General features: G+C 31.2%; 14 protein-coding genes. 5 read left to right on the forward strand and 9 right to left on the reverse strand.

Annotated elements, in window-relative coordinates:
- Nucleotides 1-280 precede the first annotated feature (280 nt).
- The 3 genes from ACXAHM_RS18880 to ACXAHM_RS18890 all read left to right on the forward strand — a co-directional run bounded on the left by ACXAHM_RS18880 (nt 281) and on the right by ACXAHM_RS18890 (nt 5,166).
- Nucleotides 281-1,402, forward strand: coding sequence for a hypothetical protein (locus ACXAHM_RS18880; protein ID WP_474963137.1), 1,122 nt, complete (start codon nt 281-283; stop codon nt 1,400-1,402).
- 604 nt (nt 1,403-2,006) lie between these two features.
- Nucleotides 2,007-4,508 carry a TonB-dependent receptor gene (locus tag ACXAHM_RS18885; protein WP_474963139.1) on the forward strand — a complete coding sequence of 834 codons (2,502 nt, stop codon included), beginning with the start codon at nt 2,007-2,009 and terminating at the stop codon, nt 4,506-4,508.
- A gap of 295 nt (nt 4,509-4,803) precedes the next feature.
- Nucleotides 4,804-5,166: a hypothetical protein gene (locus ACXAHM_RS18890; RefSeq protein ID WP_474963141.1), complete on the forward strand. Its 363-nt coding sequence runs from the start codon at nt 4,804-4,806 to the stop codon at nt 5,164-5,166.
- 228 nt (nt 5,167-5,394) lie between these two features.
- Here ACXAHM_RS18890 and ACXAHM_RS18895 read toward each other — a convergent pair whose 3' ends face one another.
- The 5 genes from ACXAHM_RS18895 to ACXAHM_RS18915 all read right to left on the reverse strand — a co-directional run bounded on the left by ACXAHM_RS18895 (nt 5,395) and on the right by ACXAHM_RS18915 (nt 10,947).
- Nucleotides 5,395-6,471 carry a hypothetical protein gene (locus ACXAHM_RS18895; protein ID WP_474963145.1) on the reverse strand — a complete coding sequence of 359 codons (1,077 nt, stop codon included), beginning with the start codon at nt 6,469-6,471 and terminating at the stop codon, nt 5,395-5,397.
- Nucleotides 6,472-6,566: 95 nt separating this feature from the next.
- Nucleotides 6,567-8,243 (reverse strand): M1 family metallopeptidase, encoded by a 1,677-nt coding sequence (locus ACXAHM_RS18900; protein WP_474963148.1) that lies wholly within the window; start codon nt 8,241-8,243, stop codon nt 6,567-6,569.
- A 159-nt stretch (nt 8,244-8,402) separates the two neighbouring features.
- Complete coding sequence (locus ACXAHM_RS18905) at nt 8,403-9,881, reverse strand: glycoside hydrolase family 30 protein (protein ID WP_474963151.1); 1,479 nt, start codon at nt 9,879-9,881, stop codon at nt 8,403-8,405.
- 249 nt (nt 9,882-10,130) lie between these two features.
- On the reverse strand, nt 10,131-10,358 hold the full coding sequence (locus tag ACXAHM_RS18910; protein WP_474963155.1) for a hypothetical protein: 228 nt from the start codon (nt 10,356-10,358) through the stop codon (nt 10,131-10,133).
- Between the two features lie 397 nt (nt 10,359-10,755).
- A complete protein-coding gene (locus ACXAHM_RS18915; protein ID WP_474963157.1) occupies nt 10,756-10,947 on the reverse strand; it encodes a hypothetical protein in 192 nt (63 codons plus the stop codon).
- Between the two features lie 302 nt (nt 10,948-11,249).
- Here ACXAHM_RS18915 and ACXAHM_RS18920 point away from each other — a divergent pair, with 302 nt between their 5' ends.
- On the forward strand, nt 11,250-11,492 hold the full coding sequence (locus ACXAHM_RS18920) for a hypothetical protein (RefSeq protein WP_474963160.1): 243 nt from the start codon (nt 11,250-11,252) through the stop codon (nt 11,490-11,492).
- An 80-nt stretch (nt 11,493-11,572) separates the two neighbouring features.
- Here the strand turns inward: ACXAHM_RS18920 and ACXAHM_RS18925 are convergent, their stop codons facing one another.
- The 4 genes from ACXAHM_RS18925 to ACXAHM_RS18940 all read right to left on the reverse strand — a co-directional run bounded on the left by ACXAHM_RS18925 (nt 11,573) and on the right by ACXAHM_RS18940 (nt 18,639).
- On the reverse strand, nt 11,573-13,468 hold the full coding sequence (locus ACXAHM_RS18925; RefSeq protein WP_474963164.1) for a transglutaminase domain-containing protein: 1,896 nt from the start codon (nt 13,466-13,468) through the stop codon (nt 11,573-11,575).
- Nucleotides 13,469-13,671: 203 nt separating this feature from the next.
- Entirely contained in the window at nt 13,672-15,099 is a 1,428-nt protein-coding gene (locus ACXAHM_RS18930; protein WP_474963168.1) for a TolC family protein, read from the reverse strand.
- Between the two features lies 1 nt (nt 15,100).
- The gene (locus ACXAHM_RS18935) at nt 15,101-16,465 is read right to left on the reverse strand and encodes an HlyD family secretion protein (protein ID WP_474963172.1); all 1,365 of its coding nucleotides are present in this window, start codon (nt 16,463-16,465) and stop codon (nt 15,101-15,103) included.
- Nucleotides 16,466-16,476: 11 nt separating this feature from the next.
- A complete protein-coding gene (locus ACXAHM_RS18940) occupies nt 16,477-18,639 on the reverse strand; it encodes a peptidase domain-containing ABC transporter (RefSeq protein WP_474963176.1) in 2,163 nt (720 codons plus the stop codon).
- Between the two features lie 508 nt (nt 18,640-19,147).
- Here ACXAHM_RS18940 and ACXAHM_RS18945 point away from each other — a divergent pair.
- Entirely contained in the window at nt 19,148-19,963 is an 816-nt protein-coding gene (locus ACXAHM_RS18945) for an alpha/beta fold hydrolase (protein WP_474963179.1), read from the forward strand.
- Nucleotides 19,964-20,242 lie beyond the last annotated feature (279 nt).

Raw genomic sequence — 20,242 nt, forward strand, 5'->3', positions numbered from 1 at the left:
AGTGACTCATTTTTTTGCCCTTAAAACTAACCTATTGAAATAGAAATTAAATTACTTATTCCAATAACATTGAATTGTAGTTATCACAGATAGAGTATAATACTATTCATGATTCCTCATTATACACCCAAAATTTTGAATGATTCAAGTAAAAGTAGCGTTATCAGTTCGTAAATTCTAAGACCCAAAATAGCATAAAAGCTACGATTTTTAAGTAAAGCCAATTATTACAATGTACACGTCTATTATCAAATCTATAATCAGTTTCATATTGACAGTGATGATACTTTCACTTCTATCTCATAGTATTTATGCTCAAGAAACATCGCACGAAGGTGCTGAAGATGGATGGAAAAACTTCATCAATAGTCTGTCTATGCCTATAAATGGACGATTCGATTATAGAAGTCTTCGATATGGACGTGACAGTCCAAACTTCTTGGATGACAAAAGATTTCGAATGTCTTCTTTATTATTTATGTTGAATGGTAAAATTTCTGATAACCTTACATTCAATTATCGACAAGCATTTAACAGAGAAGGTGTTGATGATAGTAACCTGATGAATAATATTCAAGTGGCTACTATTAATTACACTACAAATAATAATAAATGGCTTTTTAAAGTAGGTAAGTTCTTCTATGGTTACGGTACAATGGAACAACAATATTGGCCTTATGATGTGTACAAATATTCCTATGTCAATAATAATGTAAGGCTTTGGAAAACGGGTGTGCACATAGAATATAACCCTAGACCTGGACAAAGAATCGCTTTTCAAGCTGTAAATGGTACTACAGAAGTCGATTCACTAGGCAATAAAATACAAGCTTTGCAGTACAATATTTTTTGGTGGGGATATATTAAGAAAGATTTCTTGAAAGTTTATTCTAATGTAGCGACACTAAGTAGTTATGATTATTTCAATGGCCTACCCTATGCTTATTCTTTTGGACTTCAATGGGACTTCAAAACATTTTGGTTAGATACCGATTTTATATCAGCTCGAAATATGCCCAATTTTCATAAAAATGGTACTTTTTATTCTATGCCATTACGATTAAAATACAATGGAAAGCACTTCAGACCATTTGTCAAATTTATTCTTGATACTGTAAAATTTGATGATACTTCCAATGGAGTGGTAGTGACTGACCCAATTACAGATGAGCAAGAAACAGTTGAGAAATCTGTAATGCTTACTTATGCTGCAGCCCTAGAATATTACCCTTGGGAAGATAAAGAATTCAATTTGCATATTTTCGTCGCATATTCGGATGCAAGTAATCATTATTTTGATCAAGCAAACGTGGATCCTAACACAAGAAATAGATTCCAAACCGAATTACAGATCCAAATTGGGTGTAGTTTTGGCTTTGACCCATTACATCCAAAAAAATAAAATAGAGGATTTGCTTTTCTTTTCACTCCTCAAAATACTAAAACAACGTAAAGCATATAATCCATAAAAATTATAAATAAGGCGTTTTATATATCAAACTTTAAAAATGAGAGTTTAAGGTGACAAAAATGACTTATGTCATGTTTTTCATATACATTTATCATTTTGTTAAAATTTAATGGATTACATTAAAAAGCGAACTTAGAAGTAGATAATATTTTGTGTTATTCTTGAATTGAAGAATAATATAAGCTTATGGAATAATAGCTTTTTTAAAGTAGAAAAGAAACAAATATAAAAGGAGTTTTTGTACCTAAAAAAAGCATTATGATATATTAAAAAGTGTATTAAAGCAACATATAATTTTATATAATACATATTAGTTTTACTTTATTTTAACGTTAAAAAGCTCTAAAAACAACAATGTTTCAATTTCTGTTTTAAATTTTGTGAAATAAAATCAACAAAGTTAAATAGAAACATTTAGTTCACATTAGTTCCGTTGTTTTGCACTCAGATCACAGATCTAAACCTAATATTATTTACCTAATCAAATATAATAATGTTTAAAAGGAGCTTTTTACCTTTCATCCTAGCGTTTTTTATGTTAAGTGCTTTTGTAGTTAAAGCACAAACGACTATAAAAGGTAACTTGGTTGATTCATCAACGAATGAACCAGTAATCGGTGCTAATGTTTCAATCATTGGTACAACAACAGGAGCTATCTCTGATTTTGATGGCAACTTTGCATTTGAATCAAAGTTAACTGACAAGCAAACTGTACTCATCTCTTTCGTTGGGATGAAATCTTTCAAAAAAGAAGTAACCTTAAATGGATCTACAATTGATTTAGGGCAAATTGCTCTTGAGACTGATGCAATTGGTCTAAGTGAAGTAGAAGTATTAGCTTCTGTAGCTATTGATCGTAAAACACCTGTAGCTGTATCATCAGTTGGTGTTGAAGAAATCGAAGCTAAATTAAGTAACCAAGATTTCCCAGCAGTATTAAAATCTTCTCCAGGTGTATATGTATCTGGTGCAGGTGGTGGTTTTGGTGACTCAAGAATCGCATTACGTGGTTTTGATTCTCAAAACGTTGCAGTAATGGTTAATGGTGTTCCTGTTAATGACATGGAAAACGGTACTGTATACTGGTCAAACTGGGCTGGTTTAGGTGATGTTACAAAAACAATGCAAGTACAAAGAGGCTTAGGTGCTTCGAAATTAGCTGTTCCTTCAGTTGGTGGTACTGTTAACATTGTAACAAAAACAACTGATGCTCAAAAAGGTGGTTCAGTATATGCTGGTATGGGTAACGATGGTTACTACAAAACTGGTTTATCTTTATCAACTGGTCTTATGGATAACGGTTGGGCTGTTACAGTTTTAGGTTCTCGTTCTCAAGGTAACGGTTATGTAGATGGTACTGAATTTACTGGATACTCTTACTTTGCGAATATTTCAAAGCAAATAAACGACAAACATACATTATCATTCACTGCTTTTGGTGCTCCTCAAGACCACGGTCAGAGACAATCACGTTTGACTGAAGAAGAGTATGATAAGTATGGTAAAAGATACAACAAAGACTGGGGTTACAGAGAAGGTGAAGCTTTCAATGCTGAAACTAACCACTACCACAAACCTCAAATGTCATTGAACCACTACTGGACAATCAATGAGAAAACAGATTTGTCAACTGCAGTTTATGTTTCTATCGGTAGAGGTGGAGGAACTGGTATTACTGGTTCAAACTACACAAATAACTACAGAAATGAAGAAACTGGTTTAGTTGAGTGGGATGACTTTATCGATAATAACGTTAATGACGACGGATCTTCGAAATCAGTAATCTATGATTCTAAAAACGAACACTTCTGGACAGGTGCATTATCTACTTTAACTCACGAGATAAATGACAACTGGACGTTTACTGGAGGTCTTGATTTAAGATACTATATGGGTAACCACTACCGTACAATTGAAGATTTAATGGGTGGTGAATACTATGATGACAAATATGCTTTTGGTGGTCAAGGACAACATGTTGAAGAAGGAGATACTTTCTCTTACTCAAATGACGGTCTAGTACAATGGCAAGGTTTATTCGGTCAAATCGAATACTCTAAAGATAAATTATCTGCTTTTGCTTCAGTAGCTGCTTCACACCAAGCTTATAAGCGTATTGATTACTTAGGTTACGAAAATACAGAGTCTACTGATTGGGCTAGTTTCTTCGGTGGTTCAGTAAAAGCAGGTGCAAACTACAACATTGATGATCACCACAATGTATTCGTTAATGGTGGTTTTATCTCACGTCAACCATTCTTTGATGCAGTTTACATCAACCATGGTAACAACTTAAATCCTGAGGCTAAGAATGAAACAATCTACAGTGGTGAAGTTGGATACGGATACCGTAGAAGTGGTTTCTCATTAAACGTGAATGGTTACTACACAATGTGGAAAGACAGAACTACTACAGCTTCATGGCAAGATCCTGAAACAGGTAACTGGTTCGATGCTAACTTATTAGGTGTAAATGCTCGTCATATGGGTATCGAAGTTGATGCTAAATATCAAATCACTAAAAAGTTAACTGTAGGTGGTATGCTTTCACTTGGTAACTGGGAATGGATGGATGATATCGATGGAGTTCAATTCTTTGATGACAACAACCAACCAATCGGTGATACTCAAACACTTTACTTAGAAGGGCTGAAAGTAGGTAACGCTGCACAAACTACAGCTGCAATTAATGTTTCTTACGAAGTACTACCTAAACTACGTTTAATGGGTGATGTAAACTACTTCGGTAACTTATATGCAGATTATGATGTTGAAGATCGTATCGATCCTTCTTACGAATCTGCAGGTGTATATGAAATCCCTTCGTACTTCTTAGTAGATCTTGGTATCATGTATAGCTTCAAAATTGGTAAATTAGACTTTACTGCCAATGGTAATATCAATAACTTACTTGATGAAGACTATATCGTTCAAGGTCAAGAAGGTGGATTATCTGAAGCTGGTCAACCAACAATGGGAACTTACTACATGGGTGTAGGTAGAACTTATTCATTTGGTTTAAAAATGAAATTCTAGTAATTACATCGTATTTACTTCAATATACAAAAGCACTTCCGCGCATAACGGAAGTGCTTTTTTTTGGTTACAAAACGGCTATTGTGTTGATGTAAGAAAAATTACTTTTTTATTGAATGAACGTAAACAGTTTCTTTGAAAAGTACTAACAAAACTTAATGATATTTTTAAAATGCAATGAAAATATTTGAATAGTACAATTAATGTAAAATATTAATAATCAGCGTTTTGAATTAAAAAAAAAATATTTTACTTTCGATATTGTTATCAATTATATTCATCCTTACCCTAACTCATGAAGAACTTTACACCCTTTGCCTTATTTCTCATGCTTTCTGTTTTTGCACTAGGATTTCACCTTTCTCCTTCTGTTGCAAATGCTGAGTATACTGAAATTATAAGTAACGAAACAAACAACCCAGATGAAATTGTAAACAAAATCAACAAACGTTTGAGAGATAATCATCAACGTCACTTAAATTGTGTATTTAAAAACGGTGATTTTCTTATTGAAAATAAAACTGAAGTTTTGTATACAGTAACTTATAATAAAGATTATAGTTATTCTACAGGTTTTGATAGACATCATAAATTAAAATATCTATACATCACTCAAGGATCAAAAATTATCGAATACCATGAATTTAAAAATCAATAAATCTTTATGGTATTGATGAAGAAGCAAACAGCATACAGTTGTTTGCTTTTTTTTTGTTTAAAACAAAAAGAGATGCCCTATAGTACAGAACATCTCTTCCACTGATCTTTTTTTCTTGTATTCCTTAACATCTACAAACATAAAAAGGGAGAACGTAATCTTGATACGTTCTCCCTTTTTATGTAAATTTTTATTTTTTAGGTTGATGAAAATTCAATTCAAAGGTCATTAATCTACTATCACTTTATTATCAATAGAGCTTTCTTTAAAGATTGAATTCGATAAAACCCAATATATTAATGGTAAGATAATAACAGCATAATCCGGATACATTGGTATTAAGTCATTTAAACTCAATGTATAAAAATCACCATATACATAGAAAATAGTAAATATTTTAATAACGTAGTTATTAATGGTTTGTATTAATATGAATCCTAAAACGCCTACATATAGATTTACACGATTTGTTAAATAAACTAATGAGACTAGCATCGTTAGGTTATAGAAAAATCCATTGACAATTTTGAAATGATAGTAATTATATCCTTCATAATAGGAGAGGAAATGAGAACTTATTGGTTCTACCAAAGCAAAAAGACATACCAAAAGAATACTTGATAAGCCATTAATATTTTTCTGATTTAATACCTGCAAACCAATTACTAATAGTATAGGAGTCAACAAACAATAAAAAATAAATGGAGTAATAAATCTCTCTTTGATTTCCTCAATAGGACTCGAAAACGTAATAGGTTCAATAAAGTATTTATCAGTTCCTAATCCATATTCTATGGTATGAAAAAATGATATATATATTTGCGATATTGTATATGATATCATCAAAGAAAATAGAAGTAATAAATATCCTTTCTTCTGATTTGTTCTAAGAATATTATCAATAGAAGTAAATTTCAGTAAATCAATATTAGAAACCAGTACTATCCAAAGATTACTAATTAATAAGTAAACGATATAGTATAAAATTTCAAACCTTGCTATAAACAAAGTCAACCCGCGAGCATTACCATCATTTTCCCAGAAAAAATAATTAGTCCAATCAAAAATGATATGAACAATAATTGATATACCATAGAGTTTCCAATATGTACTTTTTAGATTTTTGTTTAAAAGACAATTGATTATTCCTGTCAAAAGAGGAATCATAACATAAACCTCAGGTGTTACTGAACCATCAAAAGGTAGTTCAATAAAAGGTTTACAAATCAGTTGAATAACTAGAACAAGAAATAAAAATGAAACACTATAATTCTCATTATAAATTTTAGAAAGTTTGCTTAACATGATAGTTGAGTTTAAAAAAAATAATAGTTAAAACTATATAGAATATTACAAAGAACAAAAAAAGGAGAACTATAAATCCTCCTTTCTTCTTCATATTATTTGATTTGCATTGTGCCTATATAGTAATTTTCATTCACTTCTAAGCTATTCAACTCTTCTTTAAGTTCAATTGCTTGCCATTGACTATTTACTTTTAGACGCTGTTCTGAGCCATTAATTTTCACATCCAATTCCATTTCAAATTTAGGAATACAATTACTATATCTATAGAAAAGATATCCATTCAAGATACGATATTCAAAAGTAGGTATAATTGTAGTTCGTAAGTATTGATCAAATATTGGCTTAAGGTTTTTATTTAAATTCTCTACCATAAAATTTTCAATTTCTTGTGTATCAACAGTTTTATGATAGAATTTTTTATTCATCCCACGAAGTGTTGCTAACCATAAAGTATCATTAGCTGCAATTTGACGAATCATGTTCAACATGTTGGCTCCTTTATAATACATATCACCTGAACCTTCAGCATTGACATCATACTCTCCAATAATTGGGGTATCATTTTGAATATTTGAACGGGTTCCTCTTACATATTCTTGTCCAGCTTCTTTGCCATAAAAATAATCCAAAAATAGTGATTCAGAATAAGCCGTAAAACTTTCATGAATCCACATATCTGCAATATCTTTATTCGTAATATTATTAGCATACCATTCATGACCTGCTTCATGGATAATGATAAAATCGAACTTTAATCCCCAACCTGTCTGACTTAGATCTCTTCCTAGATATCCGTTTTGGTATTTATTCCCATATGTCACAGAACTTTGGTGTTCCATACCCAAATATGGCACCTCAACTAATTTAAAACCATCTTCATAAAAAGGGTAAGGACCAAACCAATGTTCAAATGCTTCTAACATTTGATTTGTTTGCTTGAATTGTTCTTTAGCTCTTTCCAGATTACCTTTTAATACATAATAATCCAAAGTCAATTCTCCATTCTCTCCATTATAAACATCATTAAAGTGAGTATAATCTCCAATATTGACGTTCACACCGTAATTGTTAATTGGATTATCTACAAACCAATGATAAGTTTTTGTTTTCTTTTTTCTATTCTTTTTGACTGCTATTAGACGTCCATTTGATACATCCATAAGATGTTGTGGTACTTCAACAGAAATTTTCATCGAGTCTACTTCATCGTACATATGATCTTTTAACGGCCACCAAACACTTGCTCCTAAACCTTGACAAGAAGTAGCAATAAAGTCATTTCCATCAAGATCCTTAGTCCAGGTAAAACCACCATCCCAAGGTGCACGCACTGCTTCACGAGGATGACCTTCATAATAGACTACAATACTATTGACATCACCAATATTTTGTTTTTTCTCTAATTCAACAAAAAATGCATTTCCGTTTCTATTGAATTTTAAATCCTTATCATCTTGAGTAATTTTACTAATCTTCATTGGTTCTTGAAGATCAATCTGAATTGTTTGATATTCTTTTAATACTGAATATTCAATGGTGTTACTACCTTTGATGTATTTTTCTGTTGGTATTACTTCAATATCAAGATGGTAATATCCTAGATCCCACCACTCTCTTTCAGGAGTAATACTACCTCTCAAGGTATCTTGCTCTGTAAAATGTTTATGGTCATGTGATAATAATTGACCATGACTTAGATTGGCAAAACCCAAAAAGATAAGGGTAAATACAAATAATTGCCCTAAAGTTTGATTGTAGTTGCTTGTCATATGGAAGTTCTAAATTCTTGATATTCTCATTTAATAGTCTGCAAAATTATTAATTTTAGTGTATTGAAATAAAGAATTCCACATATTTTATTATAATTTTTAAAATAAAAAAAGCCTATTAGTACTGGACTAACAGGCTTTCCTTAAATGAAAAAATCGTTACTGAACTTTCACATCTGCATTGTATAATAAAGTTTGAATAGCATGAGCAGGAATTTCTACCTCCACTTCATCACTTCCAACAATGAAATTATACTTCATATCTTTATCCGTTTCATTCATGACAATTGTAGCAATTGATCCATCTTCATTTCTAAATGAAGTACTAAGAAGCATACTTCTACTAGCTGTAGTACTAATACGTTGAGCACCTGGCTTGATATATTTTGAGAAATGACCGATATAGTAATAAGATGGAGTATAAATTAATTCTCCCTTAGTAACATCTGCATGGATTGGTGCAAAACATAAATTGTTGACATGATTAGGACCTCCAGTCTGATCTAACAGAATATTCCAATCTGTCCAACCCACTGTACCTTGGTTAAAATCATTGATCATATTTCGACCATAACGTTCTGCATTACTCCATCTCTGATAGTGTTTAGCATCAAAACCTTCTTGGCAACCTTCTGTAAATAATATATTTTTATCAGGATATGAATCTTGAATATTATCCAAATTTGCCTGCATTTCTATACTTCCAGTCCATGTTTCATACCAATGCATACCAATTCCCCAAGCATATTTTGCAGCATCTGGGTCATCAAAAATAACATTAGCACGGTGAGAAATTAAATCTCTATTATGATCCCAAACCACAATATTTTTATCAGACATACCTGCTTTCTCGAAAGTTGGGCCTAAATAATTTTTCAAGAAATCTCTTTCTTGCTCAGCAGTATAGATACAAGATTCCCACTTTTGCGTTGCCATTGGTTCATTTTGAATAGTCACACCCCACATTGGAATTCCTTGTTTTTCATATTCCTCTATAAATCTCACATAGTAATTTGCCCATGATTGATAAAATTCAGGTAAAAGAGATCCGCCTTTCAACATATCTTTCTTCCCTTTCATAAATGCTGGTGGAGACCAAGGGGAAGCATAAGTAGTGATAGCACCACCACTAGATGTAATAGCTTCTTTGATCATTGGAATTCTGAATTCTAGATCATGTTTAATTGAAAAAGTTTTTAAATCTTTATCACCTTCCTCAATATAAGTATAAGAATATGGTGAAAAATCACAGCTATGTATAGGTGTTCTCAATAAAGAATAATTGATTCCTTCAGTACTGTAATAAGCTTTGATTAATTCTTTCTTCTTATCATTAGGTAATTTTGCCCAAACTTCAGCAGACGCATCTGTGATGGCTCCACCAATACCTAAAAATGTTTGAAATGATTTATTTGGATTGACAAATACAGAAACTTCAGTTTCCATTGGTTGATCTGCTGTTTGGAAAGACTTTGTTTCAGTTTCCACTAAACGTAATTTCGTATTCGATGCTGTTGTAATGACTTTTACTTTAGCATCAGATTTTGGAGTACCATTAATAGCTTGGCTTTGGACACAACCAGTTGTTACAAATGCAGCTATAGCGATACTGAAATAACTTATTAATTTACTTTTCATATTTGGATAGTTTTTAATTTCATTTCACCCAAATGTAAAGTACATACAAGGTTTTATCATTCTGATTACTACCTAAATACAGTATACAGCAAATATGATATAGTATAATGAGAGTCTACACTAAATCACATATTATTGTTATTCAGCTACTTAATATGTATTTATTGATTAATAAAAAAGATATTTTTTTTAAATGATGATTCGTTTTCACACATAAAAAAAGGCACTAAAAAAGTACCTTTAAAATTTTTATAAATAGGGTAATACTTCAATTCCTTCTGAGGTAAGTATTACTTTAATATCATTTTGGTCTACAACAGCTTCAATAAGGCCATTCCTACATAATGTATGTGATATTTTTTTCAACTCACTAGTTGAAGTAGGTATGCCTAACACTTTTACTAAAACATTTAGAGAATGATATGATCCAGGTTCAAGTGCTTTTACTATTTGTAATGATTTTGATTGTATACTCATCACATTAAAATTAGTTTAACTTTGATACTAGACTAAACGGCTGTTAACAAAAAAAGGATACATAATCTCAACTATTTTTTAAAATAAAATCAAATTTCACCTTAATACAGTACTATTCTTTTCCCTAAGAAAATACAAAACATTCAGATTCATTGTTTTAAAAAAAGTGATTAGACTATGTTTAGAATAAGGATTTGAAAAACCCTAATTAATCTATAAATTTGCGAAGCAATTGTACATTCAAGCGACGAAATCAAAGATTATTTTGGAGATTTTGTCGCTAATGTATTTCCATTCTACCTTTTCATTAAAAAAGGAATCCCACAAAATAATATTCATAGAATTCCTCTTCTCTTTATAACAGTAATGCCATAGACTTATTTATATATGTATTACATTATTTAGTATCATCTTTTACCACATACAATTGTACATTTCCATTATCATTCATAGAAAAGATAATTTCTCTTACAGAATTATCAGGAGGGCTGTTACCCCAATTGATACTTTGTTTTAATCTTTCTCCTTCAAAAAATACTAAAAAGCATATGCTTAATAGTATAATGACTAACCGACTGTTGTGTTTCATAAGAGTTGTGTAATAAAATTGTTTCATTTAAACATTAGATAAATTATAGGCAAGTACTTGTAACCCTAATACATTTAATTAATTGTAAATGTTACAGTTATAAAGTATAATACAATCAGTTCTGACAAAAATGCAACGGATTTCGGTAATCATTTTCGTTAACTATTTCAAATATTTGATAATAAACAAGGAAAATAAGTCAAAAATTAGGACTATTGTGCAAAAATGATTTATCTCATTTTCTTAGATAGATATAAATAAATATACTTGCATACACTATTTATTATTATTACCAAGTTAACATGTCAACTGAATCTAAAATTACCAAACTTCTAGCTGGAATTTGCCTGAATTATGGTGCTTCCTTACAAACAATTGTCCGTCAATTTGGGATAAAAGCATCTACACCCGAATTGGAGCAAATGATTGAAGAATTACATAGCAGAGGCTATGTTCATTCAATTGAAAAAAGTCCTAAAGGGATTTTTGCCCAAATCACTACGGAAGGCAATGAGAAAGCTAAAGATCTTTTAGAGTATGCTTAGATAACTTACCTCTAATAGCCTAAAAAAAGGGGACTCATTTTTTATGAGGTCCCCTTTTTATATCCAACTTAAAACGAATCTTATAGAGTCTGTCTTTTCTGTGTTTTAAACTCACTTAAATAACTATACACTGCCTTTGTGATATCATCACAGAATTTCTTTTCACTAAGTTCTCTTTTAGAGATCATTTCTATTTTTTCTTTATGAAAAGACGACTTTATCTTGGTCAACTCTTTAATTATTTTTTGTTGCCTTTTCAGTTCTTCGTTTTCTTCTTTAATTGCCTCGAATTCCCAAACCAAAGCTTTATAATCTTCTCTTTTAGCTATCGTTTGCTCGTAAAAGACGTTTTTCAAAACATTAGTAATATTATCATATTCGATTTTATATTCATCCTCACCGTTAGACATGATATATAAACCCCTTAATAGATTCTGTTTTGTTGTAATTTCTCTTTTCATATTAGAAATTAACTTCGAGAGAGCAATATTATTTATCTGTAGCTCTTTATCGATAGAATTAATTGATTTAATCAAAATATCAATACTGTTATCCACTTTTGTTATTTGTGATGATTGATGACCAATTACCTGTAAAGTCACATCTACTTCTAAAAGCAATTTAAATTGTTGTAAATAGCTAGTTTGAGAAAAGTTTAAAGATTTTTTAATTAAGTATTGTTCTTTTCTTTTTTCCTTTAAAGCTGCATTTATATTTTTTATATCATAAATCTGATCTTCTAGCGACTGGATAATAGAATCTGATTCCAGTATCTGTTTTTTTGTTACTTTAAAGTAAATAGGATCTTTTTCTACTTTTCTTCTTGGCTTTCTAAGCACCATATAATGTTTCTTTCGAACTTTGTCTTCATAATTTTTCACATTATGATACACCTTCCTCAAGTAATTCTCTCTTTGTGAAATTTTCTGCTTATCAAGTAAATACCTATTGATGTACTTACTTCTCTTAGTAGTTGGTACTTCAATGTTATGTCTAACCCAAAGTACAAATGCTTCACGTTCAATTTTAGAATATAATGTAACATTACTTCTATATGACAGAGCTGAAGAAGCAGCTTGGTGTAGATATATTTGTTTCTGTTGGTAGTGTTCATCAATCTCTCTTTGTGAATAATCATTTCCTAAGACCATATTTTTCCCTTTTTTGAGGCTTGATATTGCCAATTGCTTATGGTTTTTAGAATTGAATTCAAACGAATTTTTAGAGCTTTCATATAGATAGTTCGAATTCTCCATTCTACTATATATGTCTAAAATTTCATTTTGATTTAATGCTTTTCCAACTCTAGAAAAGTCATTTTGAATAAATTCCTTTGAAGTTATGCTTTCTTGTAAAAGTTGCCAATTTGGATCAGAAGGCAAATGTGTTTTAATAAAATCTTGTGGCAATGGACAAAAATATTTCTCATAATTGTCACTTTGATTTACTTCATAGTTTACAGTATTTTCTAAAACATTGAAAGTCAATTTTTTTACACTCCCGAAATCACTCCCCCAAAGACAGTCCACATGATACCAGCTAGAATCTATCATTACTGCATTCCAATAATGATTGGGTTGATATAATACTTTAATAATAGGTTTATTTTCCGTAAAAGTATAACCTACAATTTGCTTACTTACAACACCAGCATTGTGACATAATGAATCAAACAATATAGAAAAGTCTTCTGCTGATCCTCTTTTTCTTTTTAAAGTTTGATGAATTGAAGCGTTTTTAGATTTTGATTTTACTCTTGTATCTAATTGAAAGTTTTTTGTAATCCAAGTATATATATTCTTCGCTTTATCATAATCATTACTTTCATTCTTTGTCAAATGACCACTCAATAATTCCATAGATTGTTCCACATTTTTGGGAACATAGACAGCATCTTGATGTGATTTTGCATGGACTGTATTTGTAATTACAGTAATGACAATGAATAGTATTAATTTATTTATATAGAAAGACATATTTGAAAACACAATAGCGATCGTATGAGGTAAATATTGCAATTGAAAAAATATCACGAATGATTATTTAGTTTTACTTCGTTAGACTGTTTAGTTTAATAACGTTGCACAATAATAATAAATTATATGACAACTCTTATTTTTTTTGAACGAAAAAAGGGATGATTGCTCATCCCTTATCTATTTTCTTCTTTTTGAGTCACTTAAAAAGTTGGTGCTATACCTGTCGTCCAATTTAATTCCGCAACAGATTTAGCATACTCAGCTTTCATTTTAAATAGTTTTGTCTGTGCCTCCAATAATTTACCTTCACGTACATTCATATAGAATACAGAACTTTCTCCTGCGTCAAACTTTTCTGTTTCACCCTGAAGTAAAATAAGGTAGTTTTCTGACATTTCTCTTTGCATATCTGTCAAGTCTACATAATTCTGTACAGCTAGAAAAGCCTTTCGAATGTTGTTTTCAATCTCTCTTTTCGCCATTACTAATTCCAAATCGTTGTTTTGAATTTTCAACTTTGTCATTTGTAATTTTGCTCTTTCTTTACGTAAGAAAATAGGCATAGAAAAAGAGGCTCCAAACTTATAGTTTTCAGACAAACCATATTCCCAACCACCAACAGGAGTTGTACCTAAATAATTATATTTCAAATTTAATTCAGGCTTTACTGCTTCTTTAGCAAGGCGCTGATCCACATTTAAAATTGTCGTTTTCGTTTGAATTTTTACTATATCAGGATGTTTTACTGCCGCTTCGGTTAATAAAGATTCCAATGTAGGTAAAACTTCTACTCCTAACTCTTCAGGTAGAACATTATCATTCAGTTCTAAAGGTTTTCCATCTTCATTCCACAAATGATTAGAGAGGACAAGTTTAGCTTTTTGCAACTCTAACTTTGACATCTTTAGATTGATTTCTCTATCTTGAATAGTAATCAAAGCTTCCGTACCGTCAACATTGGCTAAATCTCCTTGCTTGATTCTTTCATCAACTGCTTCTTTTCTAAAAATTGCTAATTGGTAACCTTCAGCAGCAAGTCTGTATTGATGAAATGCATAATACCATGTCCAATAATCTTTTGCAATCTGTAAAATCAACTTATTGATTAACTTGATTTGTTCAGCTTCTGTCAACTTTTGCATGGCAAAACCCTTTTTTAGTTGTGCCCTACGTTCGTCCATCAATAACCCTTTTAATACAGGTAATTCTAGCCCAATATACATTAAACCATTTCCACTATCTGTATCATTTTCTGGGTTAAGGTTAATACCATCATTCCTTTCATATCCTACATTAATGGAACCTGCCCAAACAGGAATTTTAGCATATGAATTCCATTTCTGATAATAATTTTTATCCTTAAAAACTTTTTGGTCGTATTTAGAATAAATTTTCGGATCAGAATATCCTTTACCTAAACGTACTTGTTGAAGACCTTGTTTTGTCAATAACGAAATTTGATTCGCTACGGGATGATATATCATCACCAGGTCATATAAGTCATCCAAAGAAAGGACACTAGTTGTTGTATCCAATGAGGCTTCATTGGCAACAGCTGTACTATCTTGACTTAAAGATTGATAGACAAATGATAAGTTTAGTAATAGAGCAATTAGTACTACTCTCATATTATTTCTTTGTTTCTTTAGTTTTACCAGAAGATTTGTAATCTTTTAAACTTGGAGGAAAACCATTAATTTGTCTCCATAGTTCATACCAAATTGGCACTTCTTCTAACATGACCCAACCGAAAACACCGGTACCCATTCTTAATTCTTTTGGCCAGTCATCGTCTTTATCATGTTTATCTTGAGTAATTAATACTCTAAATGTACCATCAGGTTGATTTACAAAGTCAACCACTTCTACTTTACCTCCAAAAGTACCAACAGATACACTTGGCCAACCCGAGAATTGGATAGAAGGCCAACCATCAAATCTTAATCTAACATGTCTTCCTGCTTCGATTAGCGGAACGTCCATTGTTTTCACATAAATAGCTGCTGCAAGGTGTGGATTTTCTGGTACTAACGTCATCAATACTTGACCACTTTTTACGTTCTCACCAATACCACTACTTAAAGCCTGAACAACAATACCACTTTGAGGTGCACGGATTACACGCATACCTGCTCTTAATTCCATACTTGAAAGTTCATTTCTGGCTTTAGCTAATGCCCCTTCACTATCTGCAATATCTGAAAGTGTAGTACTAAGTTCAGAATCCGTTTTAGCAATTTTATCCAACATCTCATTTCTAGTTACATTCTTACCTAGAATTGCGTTTTGATATTCATTGATTGCCATTTCATATTTTGTACGAGAGGCAACTTCCTTAGATACTGATTGTTGGTATTTCGAACGAACACCTTCTAATTTTGTTAATGAAATCAGTCCTTTAGAATATAATTCTTGATTGGCATTATATTGTCGGTCAGCATTTTTTAAATCTACTTTAGAAGCCACCCAAGCGTTACTATCACTCTCTACTTTTAATAAAGATTGCTGAATCTTGTTATCAAATTGTTTAAGTTTTATAACCAAACCATCTTCAAGGGCTCTTAATTGACGTTCTTTAGCAGAAACTTTATCCTTTTTAGCATCAATTGCTTCTCCTTTCGCCATGATACCTTCTTCTAAACGAAGAATCATATCAGGATCAATATATTTATCTTTTACCTCTGCAATTGTAAGTAATACCTGTCCAGAATCCACTTTTTGACCTTCTGCAACATTCCATTTTGCAATGGTTCCATCAATTGGACATTGAATTTTCTGTGGTCTATCTTGTGGCATTAAGGCTGTCATCTCCCCTCTTGCACGTATATTTTGTTGCCAAGGCAAAAACATTGAAATCACAACAATCACCATAATACCAACAATCCATTTTGCTAAAACTCTAGCTTCAGAAGGTGTATTAAGGGTATTTAATGTTCCATATCTTCTATCAAATTCTTGTTGATCAGAAGAGTTTTTTGGTGTGATGTTTAACATTACTTTCTGATTTAATTGTCAATTGAATTTGTTAAAAAACATTCTTTGAAACCTTGATGTTTCTTTACTTCATCTGCAGTTCCAACAATTTCCACTTTACCTTCAGACATGATGCCTACACGATCACAAAGTGAAGATAAGATAGGATCATTTCCGACGAATACGAGTGTCCAAGGATTGTTTCTATCAATAAGGAAAGAAAGAATTTTCAACCTTAGTGTCGTTTCTAACTCTTGGAATGTTTTGTTTAGAATTAAAAGTTTTGGTCGTACAACAATACATCTTGCTAACAATAAACGCATTGCAATACTTTCTGGATAAACTTGTACACCTGCAACAAGCGGTGTATTCAACCCTTGAGGCTGTTTATTAATAAAGTCAAGAAGTTCTACATTTTTGATAGCCCAAAGTACATTTTCATAGGTAACATTTTTCTTACCCATAGTAATGTTTTCAAGAATAGTTCCATCGAATAACTCCTCTTCAGTCAGGTTTTTAGAAATTAGATTTCTTATACCATTTAAATCAACGTCTTTTAAGTTATAATCGTCATACGTAATCGCACCTTGATATTCATCCAACATACTAGCCAAGGCTAATACCATTGTATCTTTACCAGAGAAATTATAGCCTGATAGACAAAAACGTTCTCCCTCTTTGATATGAAGATTAACGCCGTTTAAAGCCTTTGTTCCATTTGGATATTGGAAATGAAGGTCAGAAACTTTCACCTCTAAACCTTTGCTTTCCTTCTCAGGAATGATCAAACCATATTTACGTTCCAAAGGAAGATCCGTCACATGAGCAATTTTATCTACTGCTGTAAGCATATCGTAAGCTACTTCCATAGATAAAACAAGTTTTTCAGAAGCTGAAAGTACTAATACAATCACAATTTCTGATGCGACAAATTGGCCTAAGTTGATTTCACGATTGATCACTAACCAAGAACCAATAATTAATAAACCACCTGTCACTAGTGTTTTAAAAACATAAACATATAGGAATTGATTAATGACAACATTAAATTGTTTTGATCTATAATATAGGTAGTGATTTGTCAATTTTTCAGTTCTCTCATCAGGTAGAGAAGTGTCTCCGGCAATTTTGAATGAATAAAGTGTTCTTGCCATTTCTTCCAACCAATGCACAACTTTATACTTGTACTTTGACTCTACCATATTAGCTTCCAAGGCCTTAGGACCTGTAAAGTAAAACAAGATTACCAATAAAGAGATGAGAACGATACCAAAAACAATGAATAATGGATGGTAGAATGAAAGTAATACCATACCAAATAAAATTTGTAAGATCGCACCTGATAAATCTATTAAGAATTTTGGTAAACTCTTTTGAATCGTCAGTACATCAAAAAATCGGTTCATCAACTCTGGTGCATAACTACCTATTAATGATTCCAATTTAATTTTCGGTAAACGAAAGGCAAATTCAAAAGCTGCTTTGACAAAAACCCTTCGTTGCAAGGTCTCCACCAACTTCAACTGCATGATTTGAAGACCGCCAGTAAACATTGTTACGGCAATAACTAAACCGATCATTACAGTGATAGAATCAATCACTACTCCACCTGCAATTAGCTCAATAACTGTTTGTACACCAAGAGGTAATACAAGACCTAATAATGAGATTAATAAGGCGTATATATAAATGTATCCAATATCTTTTTTCTCTGCGGATAAAAGACGATAAAGTCTCGAAATTGAACTACTTTTCTCTTTTGTCTTAGCATCAGAAATCATCGGATTATTGGATACAGGAATCGCATATTCAATATCGCCTGATTCTAGTCGAATTAAATTTTCTAAAGCAACAGTGATATTTAATTCTGTTGCTTGTCCTAAAACATCTATGATTGATGCCACTGTTTTTCCTTTTTTATTCACTGAAAAAATGACAGGAAGAACAGTACCTTCAAAATTACCTAAGGCAATAAAAGGTGTAATACTTTTTTCTAAATGATGAGATAATGAGGTTATGGTACCTTTATTCTTAATAATAGCCAAGTTTATACCATCAGAATACCTTATTAAGTTACCCCAAAAATCATCTGCATTTTCTGGGTCTAAAATTGGTTCATTAACATCACCTTCGATTTGATGTCTAATGTGTTTTGATAGTAAATGACTAATTTCTCTATATCCTTTTGTGGTCATATAACAGAAGTTATTCGTCAAGTGTCAAGTCTTAATCGCAAAACTACACCAATTGTTTTATAGTACATGATTTATGATAGTAAATATTTCAAAATTTAAGAAATAAAGTGTAATTCTTTAAAAATTTTCAAATTTCGAACCTGAGAATATTAAGATATTTTAAGATGTAGATTTTAAAACAACTTAATCATAATTTATTTTTCAATAAATACCATTTTGTATATCAACACTATACACAAAAATAACGCTGTTTCATTTTTGAAATATAAAAAAATGTTCGTTCACAATGAGGGTAATCACCTTCTTGATTGTATAATATTTACAAATACAACAAAACGTGGAAAATTTAAATTATAATCCATAACTATTATTACTGTTTACTTAACTTTTTACACTTAGTAAAATTTTTAAAATAAGGGCGAATTGTCCTTATTTTTTTGCCCACAAAAATGAATGAGTTGTTATTCACAATTAAAGATTATAGTTTTGTTGTCTAAACAAATTAATTATGAAACCACTCATCAAATTACTTTCAGCCGCAGCACCTAATTTTGTGGTAAAACAAGCTTATAAGAAAATATTAGAACCTCAAGTTTTCAAACTAAGACCTCATGAAGTAGAATTTTTATCTACAGCTCAAAAAGAGAAAGTAGAAATCAATTCTATAGGTATTCAAACATATTCTTGGGGAAATGGACACAAGAAAATTTTATTAGTTCATGGATGGGAAGGTCAAGCTGGAAATTTCTCAGATATTATTCCTCAACTAGTCCAAGAAGGATATACAGTACATGCCTTTGACGCCCCTTCACATGGATATAGCGATAAAGGGTCAACTACAATGTTAGACTTTAGTGCGATCATTCATTATATGTTGACTACCTATTCTATTGATCAAATAATTTCTCATTCCTTTGGTAGTGTGGGTACGACTCATTGCTTATCGAATCATCAAAAAACACAAATTTCAAAATATATTATGTTGACTACGCCTGATCGATTTGAAAATCGAATTGATGAGGTTGCAGAATTCGTAGGCCTATCAAATAAGGTGAAAAACAAATTGATTCATAAATTGGAAAGTGACTTTAATTTGAAAGTTAAAGACCAAAATGTATCAGATTTCGTAAAAAAGTCCAATGTAAAAGAGGCTTTAATTATTCATGACATTAATGATAAGGTGATCAATATTGCACAATCAGAAGCTGTAAATAATGCTTGGGGAGATGCTTGTAAATTAGTAAAAGTGGAGCAAACAGGGCATTTTAGGATACTAAGAACAGATTTTATTGTGAATCAAATAGTTAAGTTTTTAAAATCTTAATAAAAAACCCGAATAATATATTAAATATACTATTCGGGCCACTTAATTCTTAATAGAAATTGTTGATTCAATTTAATAAAAATTTCCCAAACTTTTATACTCCAATTTTCAAGAAAATTATAGATTTCCCGTCAATCTTCGATTCAAGCGCATACGTGCATATTTCCATTAAAAAAAATTAAAATTTATTTGGAATTGATTTTTTATTAGAAGCAAATTTTCTGATTTTTCTAATAAAAAATGATTTTGGAAGTTATCATATATCTCTTTATAGAAAAT

Source organism: Flammeovirga sp. AWQ4_249, assembly GCF_056161045.1.